Source organism: Rhizobacter terrae, from assembly GCF_003852895.1.
Classification (GTDB): Bacteria; Pseudomonadota; Gammaproteobacteria; order Burkholderiales; family Burkholderiaceae_C; genus Albitalea; species Albitalea terrae.
The window spans coordinates 1-21,062 of the sequence record NZ_QUSW01000005.1; the positions used below are offsets into that span (position 1 = coordinate 1).

Consider the following 21,062-nt stretch of genomic DNA (forward strand, 5'->3'; position numbering starts at 1 on the left):
CCGAACAGGACAGTGAAACGCCTCAGCGCCGATGATAGTGCGGATTCCCGTGTGAAAGTAGGACATCGTCAGGCTATTAATTTAAAACCCCCTTCCAGATTCCTGGTTGGGGGTTTTGCTTTTGGCGAAGTGAGAATTCGACTGTGGTGGAAGTGCGCTCCATGACAGATTGAATCTGTCAAGATGGCGGAATTAAACTGGGGGCACAGCCCGCAAATGCCACTCCGTCAGTTCAGCGAGATATGCGTTCAACAAAGCCTGCTTGGCTTTGAGTGGGACAAGTCGGCTTTCGGTATCGACAACCTCGACCGTCGAGTCAACAAGCCCCAGCCGTTCACGCTTTTCTTCGCGATCTTCCCCGAGCATGAACACGCTAAACGCCTTGCGCTAGCGTCCCAAGCACTGCGTGCTGAACACCATTTCGAGGGCCGGCTGATCACCGTTGATCGGCTTCACGTGTCCTTGCATTCAGTGGGCAAGTTCATCGACATGGTTCCAAGGTTGGTTGTCGATGCGGCCATGGCCGCGGCTGCCAGGGTTGACTGTCCCCAATTCACTGTCGTCTTCGACCACGTTCAGTCATTTCCGCCGAGCAACGCATTCGTTCTCATTCCCGATGCGAAGAGTGACGCAGCCATTGCTCGCTTGCGGCAATTGCTGGCCATCGCGCTGCGCAAGGTGAGCCTCCATCCTCAAGCTTCACGCACTGCGCACATGACCATGCTCTACGACAAGGAGCACATCGCGATGCACCCCATCGAGGGCATCGAATGGAAGGCGACGCGGTTCGCGCTCATCTTGAGCCACGAGGGCCAAACACATCACCAGTGGGTGGGCGAGTGGGCTTTGTCCGAAGCGTTTTGACCGTCAAGAGCTATCCGCCGCTGTCCATGATTCGTCCATCGAGAATCTGCAGGCTTCCACGCCTATTCATTTCCGAGACAATCTCGCGACTCCAATCTCGCCAGGGCACGTCTGGAAAATGACGGGAATGCACGGCCTCGAAATAGCGAGTTCCGTCAAGCCAACGCCAGAAACCATCGAGATACTCACACTTGACTTCCAGGAGATGGAATTTGACGAGGACCTTCGCAGCATGCATCGCATGGCGAGGTGGATCCGAGACAAAGCTCTCCAAGCGAGAGCGGGCACGTGCAATAGCGCCAGGCATGTCCGTGAACGGCGGGCCGTGCCCGGGGATGACCATTCGAACGTCCAGGGCCTCGAACGCATCCAAGGTTGCGGCGACCTCGTCAAACGCAGCCTCACCTTCAAGCTCAGGGAAGACGACGCCGAATCCGTTCTCCCACAACGCATCCGCTGAGATCAACACCTGCAGATCTGGCTGGTAGAACGCCAGGGACGTGGGGTCATGGCCAGGCGCTGCCAACGCCTGCCAAGCCCATCGTCCCAATGTGACCGTTGATGGCGAGTCGATGACTTCATCGCGCACAAACCTAGGGCAATGCTGCCCGGTCGCCGCATAGGTGAGTCTTTCCTCGTCCCATGCATCCACGGCTTCAGCCAAGCCCACAGGCACGTCCACCACGCAACGGAATGCCGCTTGCAACGCGGCGTTCCCGCCGCAATGATCCGAATGCAAGTGGGTGTTGACCACCCGGGCCAGAGGTTGGCCCTGCAAAGCGTGGCGAACCAACTCGACCGTTTGGGCCCCGTGTGTCCAATAGCCGGAGTCGACAAGGACTGCCCCGTCCCTGTCGCCTCGGATCAGCACATTGTTGGAAGACAGCCAGCCCCGCTCGAAGACAGTAATGCCAGCGCGGTCCAATGTCTGGTGCACGTCACTCACTCAGCTGCGAAGCTCCCGGCGAAGAATCTTGCCCACGTTGGACTTGGGCAGATCATCGCGGAACTCGATGTACTTCGGGCGCTTGTAGGCCGTGAAGTTCTCGCGGCAGAACTCCGTCAGGTCTTCTTCGGCCAGTGACGGGTCCTTCTTCACCACGAACAGCTTCACGGCCTCCCCTGACTTCGCGTCGGCCACACCCACTGCTGCGCACTCCAGGACGCCAGGATGCAGGTTGACCACCTGCTCCAGCTCCGTCGGATACACGTTGAAGCCCGACACCAGGATCATGTCCTTCTTGCGATCGACGATGCGGAAGTAGCCGCCTTCATCCATCACACCCACGTCGCCCGATTTGAAGAAGCCATCGGCGGTCATGACCTTGGCTGTTTCATCAGGCCGGTTCCAGTACCCGGCCATCACCTGCGGTCCGCGAATGCAGATCTCGCCAGGCTCGCCCATGGACACCTCACGGCCATCGTCGTCGCGGATGCTGAGCTCGGTCGACGGCACAGGCAGACCAATCGTCCCGGTGAAGTCCGCCAGGTCCGACCTGTTGATCGTCGCGATCGGTGATGTCTCCGACAACCCATAGCCTTCGACCACCGGACAGCCTGTGATCTTCAGCCACTTCTCAGCGGTCGCCTTCTGCACCGCCATGCCACCGCCGTTGGAGATCACGAGCTCCGAGAAATCAAGCCGCGCAAAGTCCGCATCATTGGCCAGCGCATTGAACAAGGTGTTCACCGCAGGGAACATGTTGATCTTGTGCGGCTGCAGGCTCTTGATCAACCCGGGAATGTCGCGCGGGTTCGGGATGAGGAGATTTTTCATCCCGCGGCGCGCGCCGAAGAGGTAGCAGGCCGTCAGCGCGAAGATGTGATACAGCGGCAAGGCGCAGACGATCACGAGCTGTTTGTCGCCCACCTTGGCAAGCGTCGGCTTGAACCATTCCTCAGCCTGCAAGATGTTCGCCACCACATTGCGATGCAGCAGCGTCGCTCCCTTCGAGACACCCGTGGTGCCGCCGGTGTACTGCAGGAAGGCGACGTCATCCGGCCTGAGATCCACGCGACGCAGCGTCATGCGCGTGCCTTCCGCGATGGCCATGTTGAAGCGCGTGACCGTGCGCCCTGCATCCAGCGACAGCTCGAAGGCCGGCACCATCTTCTTCACATGCCGAACGGCGAAATTGACGAGCAGGCCTTTCCAGAAACCGAGCATGTCGCCCATTGAAGCCAGCACCACATGCTTGACCTGGGTCTTGCCGATGACCTCCTCCAGCGTCCTGGCAAAGTTCTCAAGGACGATGATGGCCTCGGCCCCGGCGTCGTTGAGCTGATGCTCCAGCTCGCGCGCCGTGTACAGCGGATTCACGTTCACCACGATGTAGCCAGCCCGCAGCACGGCCGCGATGGCGACCATGTACTGCGGCAGGTTGGGCATCATCAGCGCGACACGCGCACCCTTGGCCAAGCCTTTGCCCTGCAGCCAGGCGCCCAGCGCCTGCGACAACTGGTCGATCTGCCGGAAGGTGATGGACGTGTCCATGCACACCGCTGCCTCGCGGCCGGCGAAGTTGCGAAAGGCCTCTTCCAGCACCTCCACCACCGAGCCGTAGCGAGAGGGATCAATCTCAGCCGCGACCTCGGCGGGATAGCTTTTCAACCAGGGTTTCGCGACGGCTTTCAGCACGGTATCTCCAGTCATTTCCACGTCGACCGATGGTCGCGGCCGGTGCTGTCCGGTGGCTACGGTAGTTGCCCTGACGCTGTGTCGCCTAGGCGTCCTTCCGGGTAGAGAGGTGCCTCGAACAAGTCACGGGCCAACCGGCGTTCCCTGGCCTCGATCGTGCCCAGGAACTCATTGGCGCCGTGCATCGTCTTGAAGTTGTCGAAGCCGGTTTCGAGAAACCGTTGCAAGTCCGACAAGCCTGCGCCCTTGGCGGGTCCGCGCATCATCCGAAGGCTGTGCCGCAACAGCGGGTTGCGGGTCAGCCGGTCGAGCGAGCGGCCCACCTGCAATGTCAGCTCGATCTGTTTCTCCCGATCGTCACGGCGCCCCGCTGCTTGCCAGGCGCGGGTGTAGGTGAAGGCATTCAGCGCGTCGGCGGATTCGAGGTGGGTGGCAGTCTCCGTGTCCAGTTGCTCGGACAGCGCATGCAGCTGCGCGAGCGCACTCACCGTGGCGATGATCTCGCGAGGAAACAGCCGCACCAGCGCGGGGACGACGCGCGCGAACTGCGCGTCCCGATCCGCGAAATCTCGTGGCCCGTACAGCTCTTCGATGAAGAAGCGCGAGGCGGGGCCGTATCGGTCGGTGGGTAGCAGGTCGGCGTAGGTCTTCGCGAAGCGGCGCTGCTGATAGGTCTTCAACGCGATGACGCGCGCGTCGAGGCCTGGATCCCTGTCGCGCCGCGCGCGTTCCTCGCCCACGGTTTCCAGGTGGCCAAGAATGGTCTGTGCGTCTGAATTCATCGGCTGCGAGCTGAATCGGCCACTGTAGGTCCTCGGCGCGGGTTTCCCTGGGGCTTGGTTAGTCATGGGCCCCTAAGGCTCGCCAAACGAATGGTGCAACACTGCGGCGACTTTTCGAACTCGGTGGCGGCACATGCAACGGCGAACTTTGCTCAAACTCGGACTCGGTGCGACCGCCGTCCTGGCGGTGGCCGGTGGTGGACTGGCATTGTTGCGTCCGGGTCTGGAAGGCGGGCGCATGACCGCATCGGCGAAGGTGGTGTTCAAGGCCGTCGCCCGCGGGGTACTGGACGGTACCTTGCCGAAGGACGAGGTGGCCCGTGAAGCCGCCTTGGAGGCCCACCTGAAGCGGCTCGATGACACGCTGGCCGCCTTCCCACGTGCCACGCAATCCGAGCTGTCGCAGCTCCTGGCACTCATCTCGGCCGCACCAGGGCGATCCACCCTCGTGGGCCTGCACACCGATTGGGAGGCCGCCACGGCGCCCGAGATCCAGCAAGCCCTGCAAGGCATGCGCACGTCCTCGCTTGCGATGCGTCAGCAGGCCTATCACGCCCTGCGCGACCTGACCAACGCGGCCTACTTCGCCGATCCGCAGGGATGGTCCGCGCTGGGCTACCCCGGGCCGCTCATCATCTGACGCCATGAGCCAACTTCCCGACCCCATCCGCGACGGCCTGGCCCGAGGCTGGAAAGTCTTTGGTGGACCGCATCAGGCCACGCCCGCCAGCCTCACCTGCGATGTGGCCATCGTGGGGACCGGCGCCGGTGCCGGCGTGACTGCCGAGCTGCTGACCAAGGCCGGCCTGGACGTGGTGCTCATCGAGGAGGGGCCACTCAAATCCAGCAGCGACTTCCGCCAGCGCGAGAGCGATGCCTACCCGAGCCTCTACCAGGAAAGCGCCGCACGAAAGACTGCTGACAAGGCCATCAACATCCTGCAGGGCCGGTGCGTGGGCGGATCCACCACGGTCAACTGGACCAGCTCCTTTCGCACACCGGCATCGACGCTGAAGTACTGGCGCGAGCACTTCGGCCTGGCGGAGTTCACCGAGGCCGCGATGGCGCCGTGGTTCGCGCAGGCGGAAGAGCGGTTGAACATCGCGCCCTGGCTGACCTCGCCGAACGAGAACAACGATCTGCTGCGACGAGGCGCGCAGAAGCTGGGCATTCCGGCCGCCTCCATCAAGCGCAATGTAAAGGGCTGCTGGAACCTCGGGTCCTGCGGCATGGGCTGCCCGACGAATGCCAAGCAGTCGATGCTGGTCACGACGATTCCGGCCGCCCTGGACAAGGGCGCACGCCTGCTCGTGCAGACCCGCGCGCAAGAGTTCGAGCATGCCAATGGCCACATCACTGCGCTGTCGTGCGTTCCGGCGGGGCCGGCCGGTTCTGCGTCGCATGCGACATCCGTTCGCATCAAGGCGAGGCACTACGTGGTCGCCGGCGGTGCCATCAATTCCCCCGCGCTGCTCAAGCGTTCGAACATCCCCGACCCGCACGGGGTGCTGGGTGCGCGCACCTTCTTGCATCCGGTGGTGATTTCCGCGGCCACTTTCGACCACAAGGTGGAAGGATGGAGCGGTGCGCCCCAGACCATCTACACCGACCACTTCCTCGAGACCCAGGCCATTGACGGGCCCATCGGGTACAAGCTCGAAGCGCCGCCGCTTCATCCCGTCATCTTCTCCTCGACACTGCCGGGCTACGGTCAGCAGCAGGCCGAGCTGCTCAGCCAATTTCCCAACACGCACACCCTGCTGTCGCTGTTGCGTGATGGCTTCCATGAACAATCGGCGGGAGGGACGGTGAAGCTGCGCAGCGACGGCACGCCAGTCCTGGACTACCCACTGACTGCCTACGTGATGGATGGTGCCCGGCGCTCCTTCCTGTCGATGGCGGAGATCCAGTTCGCCGCTGGCGCGCTCGCCGTGCATCCCGTGCATGAACTCTCCACGCCCTACACGAGCTGGGCACAGGCCCGCGACGCCATCAATGCGCTGCCGATGAAGCCCCTGCTGACGCGGGTGGTCAGTGCCCACGTGATGGGCGGCTGCGGCATGGCTGCCGACGAGCGCCACGGCGTGGTGCGGGCCGACGGGTCGCATTGGCAAGTGGAAAACCTGTCGGTTCATGACGGGTCGCTCTTTCCGACGAGCATTGGCGCCAACCCGCAGCTGTCCATCTACGGCTTGGTCAACAAATTGGCCACCCAGCTGGCCCAGCGCCTGAATGGCCATGCGGTGGCGCTGGCATGAACGACTGAATACAAGAGGCGCTGGCACCGAGGGCTAACATCGCATCATGCTCGCGCGACTCCAGCAGTTCACCACCCTCGGGCTCCTCGCGCTGGCGCTGGGATGGGCGACGTTCTTCATCCGGAACGGATCACCTCGCCTGGCAGCGATCGGCGCCTTGGTGATCGTCTTCGGCTACGCACTCTTCCTCGCCGCCGAGTTCGTGATGCTGTGGCGCGTGAACCGCAGCGACCCCACGCCCCGGGCGAGCGTCTGGCAGCACGTGGTCGCCTGGTGGGGCGAGGTGATGATGGCGCCGCGCGTGTTCTGCTGGCGGCAGCCGTTCCGTTCACAAGCCGTGCCTGATTCACTGCCGGCCGGCACGCGCCGACGAGGCATCCTGTTCGTCCATGGATTCGTTTGCAACCGAGGTTTGTGGAACCCGCACATGCGGCGCCTGCGTGAGCTGGGCGTGCCTTTCGTGTCGGTCAGCCTGGAGCCAGTCTTCGGTTCCATCGACGCCTATCCGCCGATCATCGACAGTGCCGTGAAGCAGCTGGAATTGGCCACCGGCCTGGCGCCCGTGATCGTCGCGCACAGCATGGGCGGACTTGCCTCGCGCGCCTGGCTCGATGCCTTCCAGGCCGACACCCGCGTCCATCGCGTCATCACCATCGGCACGCCGCACCACGGCACCTACCTCGGCCAGTGGGCCATGGCACCCAACGCGAAGCAGATGAAGCTAGGCAGCGACTGGCAGAAGCGGCTGGCGTCACGCGAACCGGCGACGCGCTATGGGCGCTTCACCTGCTTCTACGGCCACTGCGACAACATCGTGTTCCCTGCCACCACCGCGACTTTGCCTGGCGCCGACAACCGGCATCTGGCCGGCATCGCGCACGTGCACATGGCGCATCACGACGAGGTGTTCAAGGAGGCCCTGCGGTGGGTGGGCTCCAGCAGCGCCGGTGCTGCTGGCACCGAAGCCGGGGCAACGCTCGCGCGATAGGCGAGGCAGGCCGCGGAGCCAGCCAGCAGGAGATGCATGAGGGTGTGGCCGCTCAGGCCGCCTGTCCATCCGAAGACGATGCCGTCCGCCATGCCCAGCACGCGGGCGGCGATGTACAGGCTCAGGCTGGCCAGCCAGTCGATGCCGGTCGTGTGCTCACCGCGCAGGCTCAGCGCGCCGGCGGGTATCAACAGCAGCGGCAGTGCTTCGAAGAAGAGCATGGGCCGCAGGTCGCCGCGGCCCGAGTTCCACTGGCCGAGGAACCACCAGGCCGCGCAGCAGGCGGCTACGCTCAGTCCGGCCGCGATGGCAGGGCGAGAGCCGAAGAGTTCATCGATGCGCTCGGCCATGAAGGCCAGGCCCAGCATGATGAACGACGCGGCCGCGAAGGCATGGGCCAATGCGAAGGCGCCGTCACTCAGCTCCAGGTGGTGGAGCAGTGCCGACAACGACATCAGCACGCACATGATGAAAAAGCCGATCCACGGCTGCCGCACGGTCTCCTGCCAGCTGCTGCGCCACGCAGACGCGATGCCCCACAGGCCCACGATCAGCAGCGGCAGGCACGAAAGAGTGTTGAGGGTGGACGGGATGCCGACCCAGCTGCGCTGGTCAGCGAACACGTGGTCGGCAGGCGTCAGGAGGATGGGGCCCCACGCACCCAGTCCTGCCGCCATGGCCAAGGTCATGGCCAGCAGCAGCACCAGTGCACACCCCTGCGACATCCGTGGTGACATGTCTCGCGCTCTCGACGACAAACGGCTCCCTGTGATGGGGATCCAGTGTGGTCGCGCGACCGGGCGTGAACAATCGCCCGTGAGGTGGCCCCCTCATGGGGGTGGCAGGCTCAGTTGGTGCCGCTGTCGGCGCTGTACAGCTTCTCGCCCGGCAGCACGGCGCCGGCCTCGATCTCTTCCTTCTGGCGGACGGCCTGGTAGATCGGCGTGAAGTCGGGCGCCGTCGCGTCGAAAAGCTGCTGGAAGGACTCGATGACGAAGTACGTCGCCTGGTAGGTGTCGATCTTGTAGCGTGATCGCATCATGCGCTGCAGGTCAAAGCCCACGCGGCTGGGTTCCGGGCTGCGCACGCTGTAGCGCAGCTCACCCGCCGACGAGAGGATGCCCGCCCCATAGGCGCGGATGCCCTTGGGCGTGTGGATGAGCCCGAACTCCACCGTGTACCAGTACAGACGCGCCAGCAACTCGCAGGCATCGAGCCGGCTGGCCTTCATGCCGCCGGCGCCGTAGGCCTGCATGTAGTCGGCGAAGACCGGGTTGAACAGCAGCGGCACATGGCCGAAGAGGTCGTGGAACACGTCGGGCTCGACGATGTAGTCGAACTCCTCCGGCTTGCGCAGCCAGCCCGTCACCGGGAACTTGCGCCGCGCGAGCAGGCTGAAGAAGGCCTCTTCGGGGATGAGGCCGGGCACGGCCACCACTTCCCACTTCGTCCGTTGGTAGAGCGATTCCGACAGTTCATCGAAGCGAGGGATGCGGTCGGGCGCACCGAGGTGGCGCACCGCGTCGATGAACTCGTCGCACGCCAGGCCGTCGAGCTGCGAGGCCTGGCGCTCGTACAGGCGCCGGTACAGGTCATGCTCTGCCGGCGTGTAGGCCGACCAGTTCTGCTCGCAGGTGTAGTCCTCGCGCGCCGTCGCATAGTCGCCGCGCGGAGGCCGGTCGCCCTGGCCGTAGGTGACCGGCGCCACGCCGTGGTTCACGCCTTTGTCGTTCGCGAGCATGTTCATCACCTCAGGCAGTGGCCTTGTCGTCCTTGAGCACGCCGCGCTTGATCTGGTCGAGCTCGATGCTCTCGAACAGCGCGCGGAAGTTGCCCTCGCCGAAGCCCTGGTCGCCCTTGCGCTGGATGATCTCGAAGAAGATCGGCCCGATGACCGTCTGCGTGAAGATCTGCAGCAGCAGTTCGTTGGGCGCGCCCTGGTGGGTGGCGCCGTCGATGAGGATGCGAAGGCGCTTCAGCTCCTCCAGGTCCTCACCGTGCTCTGGCAGGCGCTTGTTCACCAGATCGTAGTAGGTGGCGATGGTGTCCTGGAAGGCCACGCCCTGCGTCTTCATGCCGTCCACCGTCGAATAGATGTCGTCGGTGCCCAGCGCAATGTGCTGGATGCCTTCGCCGTGGTACAGGTCCAGGTACTCCGCGATCTGGCTCTTGTCGTCCGAGCTCTCGTTGATGGGGATGCGGATCTTGCCGCAGGGGCTCGTCATCGCCTTGCTCTTGAGACCCGTGAGCTTGCCCTCGATGTCGAAGTAGCGGATCTCGCGGAAGCTGAACAGGCGCTCATAGAAGTCGGCCCATTCCTTCATCCGTCCGCGATGCACGTTGTGCGTGAGATGGTCGATGTAGGTGAGGCCGTTGCCCTTGGGGTTCGGGTCCGCGCCTTCGATGGGCACGAAGTCCACGTCGTAGATGCTGATGTTGCCGATGGCGCCGGGCTTGGCGCCATCCTTGCCGTGCCAGCGGTCGACGAAGTAGATGAGGCTGTCGCCGATGCCCTTGATGGCCGGGATGTTCAGCTCCATCGGGCCGGTCTGGTTGTCGAAGCCCCAGGCGCCGAGTTCGAGAGCGCGCTCGTAGGCCTTGGCCGCATCCTTCACGCGGAAGGCCATGGCGCATACGCTGGGCCCGTGCAGGCGGGCGAAGCGCTGGGCGAAGGAATTGGGCTCCGCATTGATGATGAAGTTCACCTCGCCCTGGCGGTACAGCGTCACGTTCTTGTGGCGGTGGCGGGCGATGGCCGAGAAGCCCATGGATTCGAACAACTGGCCCAGGGCAACCGGGTCCGGCGCCGCGTATTCGACGAATTCGAAACCGTCGGTTCCCATCGGGTTGTCCCAGGGGGTGAACTGCATGGCGGCGCTCCTTGGCTGGCGTTTGAGGGTTGCCAGACTGTAGGTTCTTCGACCCGCAGCATTCCTGCAAGTTGCTGCTTTGATCTGGATCAAAACGCTGGAAAGATGCAAAATTAAAAGAATGGAAGCCGAAACAGAGCTTGATGCTATTGATAGACGCATTCTTCGGGCGCTTCAGGCCGATGGACGCATCACCTACGACGAGCTGGCCGCGCAGGTCAGCCTGTCCGCGTCCGCCACCTTGCGCCGGGTGAAGCGGCTGGAGGAGAACAAGGTCATCGCGGGCTACGTGGCGCTCATTCCGCCCGAGCGGGTGGGGTTGGGCCTCACGGCCTACCTCAACGTGCGGCTGGAGAAGCATTCCGAGGTGCACAAGCGCAACCCGATGGACTTGTTCCGTGCGGCCGTGCTTACCTGGCCGGAAGTGGTGGAATGCGCCGCGCTCACCGGCGAGATGGACTATCTGCTGCGTGTGGTGGTCCAAGACATGGCGCACTACTCGCGCTTCATCATGGACACGCTGCTCAAGCATCCCAGCGTGCAGGACTGCAAGACCAGCTTCGTGCTGGACCGGGTGAAGAACACCACGGCCGTTCCGGTGTGAGCTTCAGCTGTCGAGTTCGTGGACCAGCGCGGTGGTCGCGGACTCTGAGATGTTCAGCAGCGTCGCGATGTCGCGGATGTCGTCGGGCAAGGCCGCGTTGTCCCAGCCTTTCGCCGTGTGCCGCGCCAGGCGGATCGCCAGCAGCACGCTGCGCGCGCTCGGATGCTCCGCATGCTGGTCGTCGGTGATGCGCATCAGCAGCTCCGGCAGGCGCCATGCCAGCATCAGCGAATGGGCCAGCTCAGGCAGGGTGACGTTGAGCACGTCCTTCTGGATCATGTTCGAGCGCAAGGTCGGATCCGCCTGCTGGGCACCGCGGATGCGCAGCGCCAGCTCGGGTGCGTGCAGCCACAGCAGCATCTCCGCGAAGTCGTGCAGCAGCGCGGCGTGGTGGATGACGGCGGCGTCATGGTCCAGCCGGTGCACGGCAAAACCGAGCGCGAAGTCCGCCGCGCGATGGGCGCGACGCAGCACTTCGCGCAGGCCCTCGAGCGCCTCAGGCATGTCCTGCAGCGTCTCCTCGACAGAGGCCAATTGGCCGAAGGCCTTGAAGAAGGGCGTGATGCCCATCATCACCACGCTGGCGGTGACGGTCTCGGGCTGCGTGACGACGCGCGCCGGCCGATGCTTGGACAAGTGGGCAAGGATCCGCAGTGTCATCAGCGGATCGCTGGAGAAGGTCTCGCCGATCAGGTTCGCGTCGACATCGTCCTCGATGGCGCGCAGGTCTTCGAGGGCGCCCGCCGATTGGGCGAGCACGGGGATCTCGGCATTGCGGAAGAAGGCTGTCCAGGCGGCGAGATCGCGCAGCGGCCGGGTCAGTCGGTTCGTTTCCATACGGGCGCTCTTGTAGAGCTTCGTCGGGTGATCGTACCGGTGTTGTCGGCCGCTGTCGCGCGAACTTGAACCGCCTTACTTCGCGAGCTTGGCCTTCAGGTCCATGCCCACGCGCTTGTTCACGAACTGCAGGGCTGCGACCTTGGACAGGTCCACCTCGCCGGCCTTGTACAGGCCGGCCTTGACCATCTGGTCGTAGAAGTCTTTGATGCGTGCATCGCTCATCGCGCCGATGCCATTCTTCAGCGCCTCACCGGAATCGACGATGCCCTGCTGTTTCATCAAGGCGACCGAGGCCTCGATCTCGTCGGCCGTCATCTCGGGGTTGTCCTTCATCATCATCGCGTTGGCGGCGCGACGGTCCCCGTAGAGGTAGTTGACCCAGCCGAGGATGGATGCGTCCACGAAGCGCTGCACCAGTTCCGGCTTGTTCTTCACCGTGTCGGTCCGCGCCTCGATGACGGTGGAGTAGGTCGAGAAGCCATGGTCGGCCAGCAGGTGCACCACCGGCTTGAACTTGCCCTGGGTCTCCACGTAGATCGGCTCGGCCACCGAGTAGCCCTGCTGGATGGCCTTGTCGTTGGCCAGGAAGGGGCCGAGGTTGTAGTTGTAGGGCTTGAGCACCTCGTCCTTGAAGCCGTGCGTGACCTTCAGCCACTGCCACCAGCTGAACTGGCCATCCTTGGCGATGAGGGCCACCGGCGCGCTCTTGAGCTTGTCGAAGCTTTCATACCCCTGGCCCGGATGGGCGATGAGGGCCTGCGGATCCTTCTGGAACATCGCCGCCACGACCACCGTGGGTACGCCGTTCTTGACGTTGTCGAAGCTGTGCAGCAGGTTGCCCGTCATCAGGAAGTCGATGCGGCCGGCTGGCAGCAGCGGCCGGTTGTTCACCTGCGGGCCGCCTTGCTGGATGGTGACGTCCAGCCCGTACTTCTTGTAGGTGCCGTCGGCCACGGCCTGGTAGAAGCCGCCGTGCGCGGCCTGGGCCTTCCAGTTGGTGGCGAAGGTGACCTTGTCTTCGGCGTGGACCAGCGATGCAGCGAGCGCGGCCATGGCCAGGATGGTGATGCGTTTCATCGTTTCTCTCTCCTGAAGAACGTCATTGTTTTTCCGACGCGTGCCAGCGGCCCAGCAGGAGCCGCGACAACGCGTTGAAGGACCAGAAGATCGCCACGCCCGTGACGACCAGCAGGAACAGCGCAGCGAACATTTTCGGCGTCTCGGTGCGAAAGCTCGCTTCGAGGATTCTCGATGCCAGCCCGGTGTTGCGTCCTGCCGCACCCGCGACCATTTCGGCGGTGACGGCTCCGATCAGACTCAATCCGCCGGAGATTTTCAGGCCGGCGATGAAGTAGGGCAGGGCCGACGGCACCAGCAGCAGCCGCAGGCGCTGCCAGGGCGTGGCGCGGTACAGGCGGAAGAGGTCGCGCAGGTTCGGATCCGCGGCACGCAAGCCCAGCACGGTGTTCGACAGGATCGGGAAGAAGGCGACGATCCAGGCGCACAGCAAGAGCGCGGCGGTGGTGCTCTCGACGTAGATGAGGATGAGCGGTGCGATGGCGACCACGGGCGTCACCTGCAGCACGACGGCCACGGGGAACAACGCATGTTCCAAGCCTCGCGAGAGCGTGAAAGCCGACGCGATCAGCACGCCGCCGATGACGGCCAACGCGAGCGCGCCGAAGGTGATCTCGATGGTGAACCACCAGCTCGCAGCCAGCGATGCGAAGTTGTCGGCCAGTGTTTGCAGGACCAGGCTTGGTGCGGGAAGCGTGTAATGCGGGATGTGAGCCAGCCTGACCAGCGCTTCCCATGCAAAGAGCAGGGCGATCAGCGTCAGTGCCGGGGCGGCGCTGTAGAGCAGGGACGATCGCATCAGCGCACCACCTGGTCCACCGGCGCATGCAGGGATGCCAGTGCAAGGTTGAGCTGAGCGCACGCCGCGTGGTAGCGCGGCGATTCGCGAAAGCTCGCGCTGCGCGGATACGGCTCATCGATCACGACCTCTGCGACCACACGTCCCGGCCGCGGCCCCATCACCAGCACGCGCTGGCTCAAAAATACCGACTCCAGCACGCTGTGCGTCACGAAGAGTGTGGCGAAGCGCTGGGCCTGCCAGCAGGCGAGCAGGTCGTCGTTGAGCTTGTGCCGGGTGAATTCGTCGAGCGCTGCGAAGGGCTCGTCCATCAGCATCACTCGGGGCCGGGTGACCAGGGCCCGGGCGATGGAGGCGCGCATGCGCATGCCACCGGACAGCTCCGCCGGGAAGGCCTTCTCGAAGCCCTTGAGGCCGACGCGGGCCAGGGCGTCAAGCACGCGGGCCTCGCTGGCCGATCGTGATTCGCCGTCCAGCCGCAGCGGCAGCCAGACGTTGTCGAACACGCTGGCCCAGGGCATCAGCGTGGCATCCTGGAACACGAAGGCGGTGTCGGCCGCGGACGTCATCGCAGGGGACATGATCTGCCCGCTGCTTGGGCGGTCCAGTCCCGCCACGAGACGAAGAATGGTGCTCTTGCCGCAGCCCGAGGGCCCGAGCAGCGAGACGAACTCCTGCTCGGCGACCTCGATGCTGACCTGCTGCAGCGCCACCACGCCGGTGGCGAACTGCTTGTGGACGTCTTTCAGGGAGATCAGCGCGGGCATGGGCACGGAGTGTGCACCAAGCCCGAAGGGCCGGTTACAGGCTGAGCACGTGGCCGAGACGCGGATCGGTGCGTCCGTCGATCAGCTCGCGGTAGACCTTCTCCACCGCCTGCGGGCCGGTGCCGCGCTCGACGATGAGCCAGGGCGACTGCGCATCGTTGACCGGCTTCATGAAGGCCTGCCAAGCCACGGCGATCCGTCCAGGCAGTTCGCCGGGTCCCCAATCCTTCATTCGCTTGGCGGCCTGCGCCGGCGCGAAGAACAAGGTGGGACGAGGTCCGGGCAGGCCCTTGCCGCCGCCCAGCTCCGTCCAGTGCGTGCCGCCCACCGAGCAGCTGTAGCGAAGCGCATCACCGAAGTGATGATGGATGTCGTGCCGAACCTGGGCGCTGCCGCTCATGTCGACATAGACCGAAGGCGTGTGCGCTGGCAGGCCACTGACCTGGTCATAGGCGATGACCTCGTCATAGCAGCCCAGCGCGCGGGTGAATTCGAGGTTGGAGGGCGATGTCAGCCCGATGATCTTCACGCCGCCGCCGGACCCCAGCCGCTGCCGCATACAGAACGCCGTGCCGTAGGCCGTCTTGCTCGATGCGCTGGACAGGATCACGGCCTGCGACTCGAAGAACCCGTTGTCGGCGAGGAAGTCGTCGATCAGGAACGACGTGGTGAACAGGGGTTTGAGCAAGGCGGTCTGTGCCTCCTGCTCGCGCCGGTAGCCTGGGTCTGCCGAGCAGCGCATGTAGCGGTTGTACAGCGCGTGCAGCTCGCGGCGATGCGGCGCGCCGTCCACGAAGCCGCCCTTGCCGACCTGCTCCGGTTGCAGCACGGCGTGTGTGCTCATCGGGTAGTAGCCATAGAAGCGCTCGCCGACGGCAATGCCTTCCACGTTCGAGGCTTCCACCTCAGCAAAGCCCCACACGGGAATGCGACCAAAGCCCGGCACCTCGCAGGGGAAGAAATCCCAGTAATGCATGGCGTCCCCGAAGGCGCCATAGGTGATGTTGTTCGACGTCAGCGCGAAGCAATCGACACGCATCCGCACGGTGCCATCGGGCAGCGGCGGATGCTCGATCGATTCAACCACGCGAACCTCGCGCAGGTCGTTGCGCTGGACAATGAACTCACGGGAAGTGCTCATGCAATGTCTCCGATGCGAAGCAGCGAGCGTGCGCATTGCGCTTTCGGCACGCTATCACGCGGGAGACACCGTGCGTCGCGGCAGGTGCAACTCCACAGCCCCACCACCAGGCACGAGGCGCAAAGAAAAGGCCCGGCTGCGAAGCAGGCCGGGCCGAGGAAGCGCCGCATCACAGGCGCTTCACGCCGGGAACCCATCCGACCAGCTGGCCGTCGAGGTAGAGCGCGCCTTCGGGCGCACCGGCGTCGGCGTAGAACTCCAGCACCTGGGGCAGCGGCGGGGCTGCCACCGGGGCGGGGACCGCCAGGCGTTGCGCGAGGCGCGCCAGGGCGGCGCTTGCGCTTTTCAGGCTCGCAGCAGCGACGCTGCGCGCGGGGTGAGACCAAGGCGAGGCGCTCTGGGCTCCGAGGGACAAGGGCTTCATGCTCGTCATGATTCATTCCTTCGGTGTCTCTTGGCGCCGCGCTGGAAGATCAGGGGCGCCGGGGGCTGTTCATGGGCTGTACTTCGGACGACTGAGCTGGTCGAGTTCGCGGCGCAGGGTGCGGGCGGCCTGCTGTCGCAGGGCGGATCCGCCTGGGCGGTGCGAACCGGCGCGCCGGAAATGGGCGGCGATGACCAGCGGGTTGCGGGGTTTGCGGGACTTGAGCGTGATCTTCATGGGACTCTCCGATGCGAAAAGCGAAACGGCCCGGGGCTGTGATGCTCCCGGGCCGTTAGGTGGAGTGTTCCGTGTGAGGAACGCTCAACGTGGCGGTTTGCCGGGTGGTGCCTCCATGTCCGCTGGGCACTGAATCAACGCCAGCGCTCGTCGCGCAGTGCGACCAGCTTTGGACGGATTCAGAACGAGGAAACGGGACATGGGACTCCGGGAGATGGGTGGAACGGGGGTGTCGCTGGATGGAAGGGGCTTCCGATCACAACTTGCGCAGATGATAAACAATTGATTATCTTGCGCAAGCCCCCTTGCTCAAAAAAGTTCCCCCTAATTCAAGGGGCGTGTCATTTTTTGCGCTTGAGCGGTGCCACGCCGGCCTGCGTGCGCGACCACAGGTCCATGCTGATGTCCTGCTGAGGGGCCTTGGGGGGCGAGGGCGGCTGGGGTGGTTGCGGAGGTGGGGTCAGCACCTCGCCCAGCAGGTCCAGCAGGCGCGTCTTGGCCCGCTGAGGGTGCCGCCGGTAGTAGGTGAGCACCAGGCCGATGATGAATCGCTCGTCGTCGTCCTGCGGGACGATGCGGGTGGCGTCGTCGTCGGTTCGGGCGGGCTGTGCGGCGGGAGACTGTGCCGTCGCGGCCGAGAACTCATCGTGCGGCTGGTCCATCCAGCCATAGGGCTTGTGGCACAGCTGCTCGAACTGCCTAGCCAGGCGCTCGCCGATCTGCCGCGACCGGCCCTTGATCTGGCTCCAGTAGCTGGGCTGGATCTGCAGCCGCTCCGCAAAGCGGCGTTCGAGCCCCCTGAGCGTCGCCGCATCAGGGTGCTTCACGGTGTGGTGGACAAATTCGTCGAACAGGGCCAGCGCGTTGTCTAGGCGGATCTGGGCAACGTCACGGTGGCCGGATTGCATGAGGCGTGATGATAAAGCTTCGATCACCAGGAGATGGCGCCGTCCGGCCAGAATGAAAGGCGGGCCCCGCAGGGCCCGCCTTGGGTCGCATGCCGACAGTCAGCTTGTCGCGCCGCGGCCGCTGTCGCCCCCAGACCGGGGGCGATCTCTCACTTCTTCTTTTCGGTCTCGTGACCGATCACGCCGCCCACGACGGCACCGCCGACGGCGCCCGCGGTGCTGCCGCCGGTCAACACGGAACCGCCCACGGCGCCCAGACCGGCGCCAATGGCGGTCGCCTTGTCCTGGCGAGACATGTTCGAGCAGGCGCCCAGACCCGATGCCAGGGCCAGGACCAGCGCGCTCACAGACACGGTACGTACAGAGATCAACATTTCCGCTTCTCCTCTGAAACTGCTCGACGAGATGCGTTCCCCAACGGGTGCCTGCCCGAGCAGCGGGTGGGCCACATGGCGGCGTCTCGTTCGGACATCCGCCTCTTCGGTGTCCCAAGGATCGGCGAAAGAGTGTCCGGCGTCAGTCGGACGTGGAAGGGACCTGGTGTCCGCCCTGTCCTACAGCAGCGGCGACCACGGCAGAGGGGTTCAGTCCTCGTCCTTGATCTTGTACTGGCTCGTGAGCTGCGTCTGGATGGTCGGCGGCACCGCCTCGTAGTGGCTCAGCTCCAGCGTGTAGCGGCCCTGGCCGCCGGTCATGCCGTTGAGCCGGGCCTGGTAGCCGTTGAGCTCGGACAGCGGCACCTGCCCGCTCACCGTCATGCTGCCGGCCTGCAGCGCATGCGTGCCGTTCACCTGGCCCCGCTTGGACGAGAGGTCGCCGGTGATGTCGCCCATGGCGCTCTCGGGCCCGGTGATCTCCACCTTCACGATCGGTTCCAGCACGATGGGCCGGGCCTTGAGCATCGCGTCGATGAAGGCCTTGCGGCCGGCGGTGGCAAAGGCGATGTCCTTGCTGTCCACCGAGTGCGACTTGCCGTCGTAGACGATGACGCGCACGTCCTTCACCGGGAAGCCGGCGATCACGCCGTTGTCCAGCGCCTGGCGGATGCCTTTCTCGACCGCGGGAATGAACTGCGTGGGAATGGTGCCGCCCTTGACCTGGTCCAGGAACTCGAAGCCCGCCCCGCGCGGCAGCGGCTCCACCTTCAGGTACACCTCGCCAAACTGCCCGGCGCCGCCGCTTTGCTTCTTGTGGCGATGATGGCCTTCGGCATTCGCGGTGATGGTCTCGCGATACGCAATGCGCGGCGGCCGCGTGTTGACCTCGCACTTGTAGGTCTCGCTCATGCGCTCCAGCAGCGTGCGCAGGTGCAGCTCGCCCAAGCCGTAGACCACGGTCTCGTTGGTGGTGGCCACGTGCTCGACCTTCAGGCAGGGGTCTTCGTCCACCAGCTTCTGCAGGATTTCCCACATGCGCTGCTCGTCGCCGCGGCGCTTGGGTTCGATGGCCACGCCATGCACGGGCACCGGAAAATCCAGCGGCTTGAGGTGCAGGTGGTCGTCCTCCGCGGCGTCATGCAGCACGGCGTCAAAGTGCATCTCGTCGACCTTGGCCACGGCGCAGATGTCGCCCGGCACGCCGCGCACCACCTCCACATGGTCCTTGCCCTTGAGCATGAACAGGTGGCCGACCTTGAATGGCTTGCGGCCGTCGCCGATGTAGAGCTGGCTGTCCTTGGTGACCGTGCCCTGGTGAATGCGGAAGATGCCCATCTTGCCGACATACGGATCCACCGTGACCTTGAACACGTGGGCGATGACGTGCTTGCCGGCATCCGTGTCGGCGTGCAATTCCTTTGCGTCGTCGCCTTCGCCTTTGTAGAACTGGGGCGGATTGCCTTCGCTGGGGTTGGGCAGCAGCTTGTCGATCACGTCCAGCAACTCGGCCACGCCGGCGCCGTTGCGCGAAGAGACGAAGCAGATCGGAATGAGGTGGCCCTCACGCAGCGCCTGTTCCAGCGGCGCGTGCAGCTCGCGCGGGTCGACGTCGCCGTCGTTGAGGTAGCGGTCGACGAAGGCGGCATCGACTTCGACCACCTGTTCCACCAGCGCGCGATGCGCCTTCTCGACCGACGAGAAATCCGCCTCGTGGCCGGGCGAGGCCGCCGGATTGAAGAAGCAGTCCACCACTTCCGTGCCGTTGGCGGCGGGCAGGTTCAGCGGCAGGCATTCCTTGCCGAACGCCGCCTGAATTTGCTCGACCAGCCCCGGCAGGTCCAGGCCCTGGCCGTCGATCTTGTTGACGATGATCATGCGACAAAGATTGCGCCTGGCCGCCCAGTCCATCATGCGCGTGGCCATCATCTCGATGCCCGTCTGCGCGTTGATGACGATGGCCGCGGTGTCCACCGCCTCCAGCGCCGTCATCGATTGCCCGACGAAATCCGGATACCCCGGCGTGTCGATCAGGTGGATGCGCGTCTCGCGGTGCGTGAAGTGCACCACCGCCGCATTGATGGAGTGCTGTGCCCGCCGCTCCAGCGGATCGAAGTCGCACACCGTGGTGCCTCGTTCCAGGCTGCCCGGTGCGCCGATGGCACCTGCCTTCCACAACAAGGATTCGACCAGACTCGTCTTGCCCGCCGTCGTCTGTCCGACGAGGGCGATCGTTCGGATGCCGGCAATCTCCGCATTGGTGGTCGACATGGCGCTTGTCTCCTGGAAGTTCCTGGACCGCGGTCGATAGGCTTCGAGCGTACGAGTTTGCAAGTGAGCGGGCAAGTCACTTGACCCTTGCCGCGCCGCTGGTGGCGCGCTGCCTGCGGACGAGGCCGCAGGCGCGTCGATTGCTGCGCTGCGTTCATCTGGTTTTCCCTTGCTCCAAGATGAATTGGCCGAGAAAGGCCCATTGAATTCACTGGAATGAGGGAGGGCGTGAGGCGTCCAATGAAGGTAGAACTCGCTTGTCGTCCTACACCGCGTCCCAGTCGCTGCTGACAGACGCAGCGGGGCCGGCCAACGAAACTTGAAATACCCAACAGCCGTTCATCCTGCACTGCCATGAAGCTAGTCCATCCTCTCGTGTCGGCTATCGCGCTGGCTGCCCTGGTGCAGACGGGGTGGTGTGCCGATGGCGGTGTTGCGGAACTGGCTGGCGCGAAGATTGCCGCGGTGCAGCAGCCGCCCGCGGAAGGATTCAGGATGACCCCCGAGGTGAGCGCCGTGCGAAGCCGCCTGCCTTCCAACGGCCCGACGGCGCTGAGCAGCGATGGCAGCCGCACCTTGTCCGAGCTTGCCGGTGTGGACTACAAGCTGTGGACCTCTCATGGCCGCGTCGGCGTGGGTGTCGGTGTCGGCACCCTGGGCTATGTCACGCCCCGACCCGATGGCCGAGTGGACGGGCCCGTGGCGCTGTCTGGCGCCGCGCCCTCCGTCTCCGTCGGCCTGCGCTATCACGTGACCAAGGAGTCCACCGTCTACGCCGATGCGTCAGGCGTGCGCGGGCTGGGCGCGGAAGCGTCCGGCAACTACGTCAACACCAAGGTCGGCATGGAATGGAAACCGGCGCAGCGCACGCTGGGCTTCGAGCATGGCGCCCTGGGCATGCAACTCGACTCGGGCTACAGGCTGGCGCTCAAGCCCAGCCACGGCGGGCTGGGCTTGTACCTGCGCGGCAAGTTCTGACACTCCAAGGAGTTGGCAATGATCACGCCGCGAGACAAGAGCCGCGATCCGCTGATGCCGCATGAACGCGACGAAGGCACGGGCGCGCAGTCGACCCATGGCGAGAGCAGCAACGACAAGAGCCGCGACCTGATGCGCCGCGCGCACGACGACGTGGAAAGCGGCCGCGAGGACACCGACCGCGGACCGGTGGCGGACCGCACCTACCACGAGCTGCGCAAGGACGACAAGAAGTAGCCGCC

The 21,062-nt window shown here is 64.7% G+C and carries 23 protein-coding genes; 7 read left to right on the top strand and 16 right to left on the bottom strand.

Translation table 11 applies throughout. The features are described 5' to 3' along the window. Positions 1 to 183: 183 nt before the first annotated feature. Positions 184 to 864: a 2'-5' RNA ligase family protein gene (locus DZC73_RS17610; protein ID WP_161974628.1), complete on the top strand. Its 681-nt coding sequence runs from the start codon at positions 184 to 186 to the stop codon at positions 862 to 864. 10 nt (positions 865 to 874) lie between these two features. On the opposite strand, the gene DZC73_RS17615 is transcribed toward DZC73_RS17610, so the two are convergent. Genes DZC73_RS17615 through DZC73_RS17625 form a run of 3 tightly spaced genes read right to left on the bottom strand, consistent with a single transcriptional unit; the run spans position 875 to position 4,242 of the window. Continuing rightward, positions 875 to 1,810 (bottom strand): MBL fold metallo-hydrolase, encoded by a 936-nt coding sequence (locus tag DZC73_RS17615; RefSeq protein WP_124541682.1) that lies wholly within the window; start codon positions 1,808 to 1,810, stop codon positions 875 to 877. After that, a complete protein-coding gene (locus tag DZC73_RS17620; protein ID WP_235835183.1) occupies positions 1,811 to 3,502 on the bottom strand; it encodes a long-chain-fatty-acid--CoA ligase in 1,692 nt (563 codons plus the stop codon). Between the two features lie 56 nt (positions 3,503 to 3,558). Further along, positions 3,559 to 4,242, bottom strand: coding sequence for an FFLEELY motif protein (locus DZC73_RS17625; RefSeq protein ID WP_235835184.1), 684 nt, complete (start codon positions 4,240 to 4,242; stop codon positions 3,559 to 3,561). Positions 4,243 to 4,417: 175 nt separating this feature from the next. Between DZC73_RS17625 and DZC73_RS17630 the strand changes: the two genes are divergently transcribed. Genes DZC73_RS17630 through DZC73_RS17640 form a run of 3 tightly spaced genes read left to right on the top strand, consistent with a single transcriptional unit; the run spans position 4,418 to position 7,530 of the window. Beyond that, on the top strand, positions 4,418 to 4,924 hold the full coding sequence (locus DZC73_RS17630) for a hypothetical protein (RefSeq protein WP_124541685.1): 507 nt from the start codon (positions 4,418 to 4,420) through the stop codon (positions 4,922 to 4,924). 4 nt (positions 4,925 to 4,928) lie between these two features. Continuing rightward, the gene (locus DZC73_RS17635; protein ID WP_124541686.1) at positions 4,929 to 6,542 is read left to right on the top strand and encodes a GMC family oxidoreductase; all 1,614 of its coding nucleotides are present in this window, start codon (positions 4,929 to 4,931) and stop codon (positions 6,540 to 6,542) included. 46 nt (positions 6,543 to 6,588) lie between these two features. Further along, positions 6,589 to 7,530, top strand: a complete 942-nt coding sequence (locus tag DZC73_RS17640; RefSeq protein WP_124541687.1) for an esterase/lipase family protein — start codon at positions 6,589 to 6,591, stop codon at positions 7,528 to 7,530. On the opposite strand, the gene DZC73_RS17645 is transcribed toward DZC73_RS17640, so the two are convergent. From DZC73_RS17645 to hppD, 3 genes are all read right to left on the bottom strand, one after another. Further along, positions 7,437 to 8,267, bottom strand: a complete 831-nt coding sequence (locus tag DZC73_RS17645) for a hypothetical protein (protein ID WP_124541688.1) — start codon at positions 8,265 to 8,267, stop codon at positions 7,437 to 7,439. The genes DZC73_RS17640 and DZC73_RS17645 overlap by 94 nt on opposite strands. Before the next feature lie 110 nt (positions 8,268 to 8,377). Then, on the bottom strand, positions 8,378 to 9,271 hold the full coding sequence (gene phhA / locus DZC73_RS17650; RefSeq protein WP_198414885.1) for a phenylalanine 4-monooxygenase: 894 nt from the start codon (positions 9,269 to 9,271) through the stop codon (positions 8,378 to 8,380). 10 nt (positions 9,272 to 9,281) lie between these two features. Then, positions 9,282 to 10,400, bottom strand: a complete 1,119-nt coding sequence (hppD, locus tag DZC73_RS17655) for a 4-hydroxyphenylpyruvate dioxygenase (RefSeq protein ID WP_124541690.1) — start codon at positions 10,398 to 10,400, stop codon at positions 9,282 to 9,284. Between the two features lie 121 nt (positions 10,401 to 10,521). Here hppD and DZC73_RS17660 point away from each other — a divergent pair, with 121 nt between their 5' ends. Then, positions 10,522 to 11,004 (top strand): Lrp/AsnC family transcriptional regulator, encoded by a 483-nt coding sequence (locus DZC73_RS17660; protein WP_124541691.1) that lies wholly within the window; start codon positions 10,522 to 10,524, stop codon positions 11,002 to 11,004. A gap of 3 nt (positions 11,005 to 11,007) precedes the next feature. Here the strand turns inward: DZC73_RS17660 and DZC73_RS17665 are convergent, their stop codons facing one another. The 10 genes from DZC73_RS17665 to fusA all read right to left on the bottom strand — a co-directional run bounded on the left by DZC73_RS17665 (position 11,008) and on the right by fusA (position 19,842). Continuing rightward, positions 11,008 to 11,841: an HDOD domain-containing protein gene (locus DZC73_RS17665; RefSeq protein WP_124541692.1), complete on the bottom strand. Its 834-nt coding sequence runs from the start codon at positions 11,839 to 11,841 to the stop codon at positions 11,008 to 11,010. Between the two features lie 75 nt (positions 11,842 to 11,916). Further along, positions 11,917 to 12,921 (bottom strand): ABC transporter substrate-binding protein, encoded by a 1,005-nt coding sequence (locus DZC73_RS17670; protein ID WP_124541693.1) that lies wholly within the window; start codon positions 12,919 to 12,921, stop codon positions 11,917 to 11,919. 22 nt (positions 12,922 to 12,943) lie between these two features. Continuing rightward, positions 12,944 to 13,720: an ABC transporter permease gene (locus DZC73_RS17675; RefSeq protein WP_124541694.1), complete on the bottom strand. Its 777-nt coding sequence runs from the start codon at positions 13,718 to 13,720 to the stop codon at positions 12,944 to 12,946. After that, positions 13,720 to 14,487 carry an ABC transporter ATP-binding protein gene (locus DZC73_RS17680; RefSeq protein ID WP_124541695.1) on the bottom strand — a complete coding sequence of 256 codons (768 nt, stop codon included), beginning with the start codon at positions 14,485 to 14,487 and terminating at the stop codon, positions 13,720 to 13,722. The genes DZC73_RS17675 and DZC73_RS17680 overlap by 1 nt, the downstream gene beginning before the upstream one ends. A 34-nt stretch (positions 14,488 to 14,521) precedes the next feature. Continuing rightward, positions 14,522 to 15,628 carry a DUF2855 family protein gene (locus DZC73_RS17685; protein ID WP_124541696.1) on the bottom strand — a complete coding sequence of 369 codons (1,107 nt, stop codon included), beginning with the start codon at positions 15,626 to 15,628 and terminating at the stop codon, positions 14,522 to 14,524. A gap of 169 nt (positions 15,629 to 15,797) precedes the next feature. After that, positions 15,798 to 16,061: a hypothetical protein gene (locus DZC73_RS17690; RefSeq protein ID WP_235835185.1), complete on the bottom strand. Its 264-nt coding sequence runs from the start codon at positions 16,059 to 16,061 to the stop codon at positions 15,798 to 15,800. Between the two features lie 60 nt (positions 16,062 to 16,121). Then, positions 16,122 to 16,289, bottom strand: a complete 168-nt coding sequence (locus DZC73_RS30035; RefSeq protein ID WP_198414886.1) for a hypothetical protein — start codon at positions 16,287 to 16,289, stop codon at positions 16,122 to 16,124. Between the two features lie 341 nt (positions 16,290 to 16,630). Further along, positions 16,631 to 17,197: a hypothetical protein gene (locus tag DZC73_RS17695; protein ID WP_124541697.1), complete on the bottom strand. Its 567-nt coding sequence runs from the start codon at positions 17,195 to 17,197 to the stop codon at positions 16,631 to 16,633. 149 nt (positions 17,198 to 17,346) lie between these two features. Beyond that, on the bottom strand, positions 17,347 to 17,571 hold the full coding sequence (locus tag DZC73_RS17700; RefSeq protein ID WP_124541698.1) for an osmotically-inducible lipoprotein OsmB: 225 nt from the start codon (positions 17,569 to 17,571) through the stop codon (positions 17,347 to 17,349). A gap of 210 nt (positions 17,572 to 17,781) precedes the next feature. After that, on the bottom strand, positions 17,782 to 19,842 hold the full coding sequence (gene fusA, locus DZC73_RS17705) for an elongation factor G (RefSeq protein WP_124541699.1): 2,061 nt from the start codon (positions 19,840 to 19,842) through the stop codon (positions 17,782 to 17,784). Between the two features lie 354 nt (positions 19,843 to 20,196). Between fusA and DZC73_RS17710 the strand changes: the two genes are divergently transcribed. After that, complete coding sequence (locus tag DZC73_RS17710) at positions 20,197 to 20,820, top strand: hypothetical protein (RefSeq protein ID WP_124541700.1); 624 nt, start codon at positions 20,197 to 20,199, stop codon at positions 20,818 to 20,820. An 18-nt stretch (positions 20,821 to 20,838) separates the two neighbouring features. Further along, the gene (locus DZC73_RS17715; protein WP_124541701.1) at positions 20,839 to 21,057 is read left to right on the top strand and encodes a hypothetical protein; all 219 of its coding nucleotides are present in this window, start codon (positions 20,839 to 20,841) and stop codon (positions 21,055 to 21,057) included. Positions 21,058 to 21,062 lie beyond the last annotated feature (5 nt).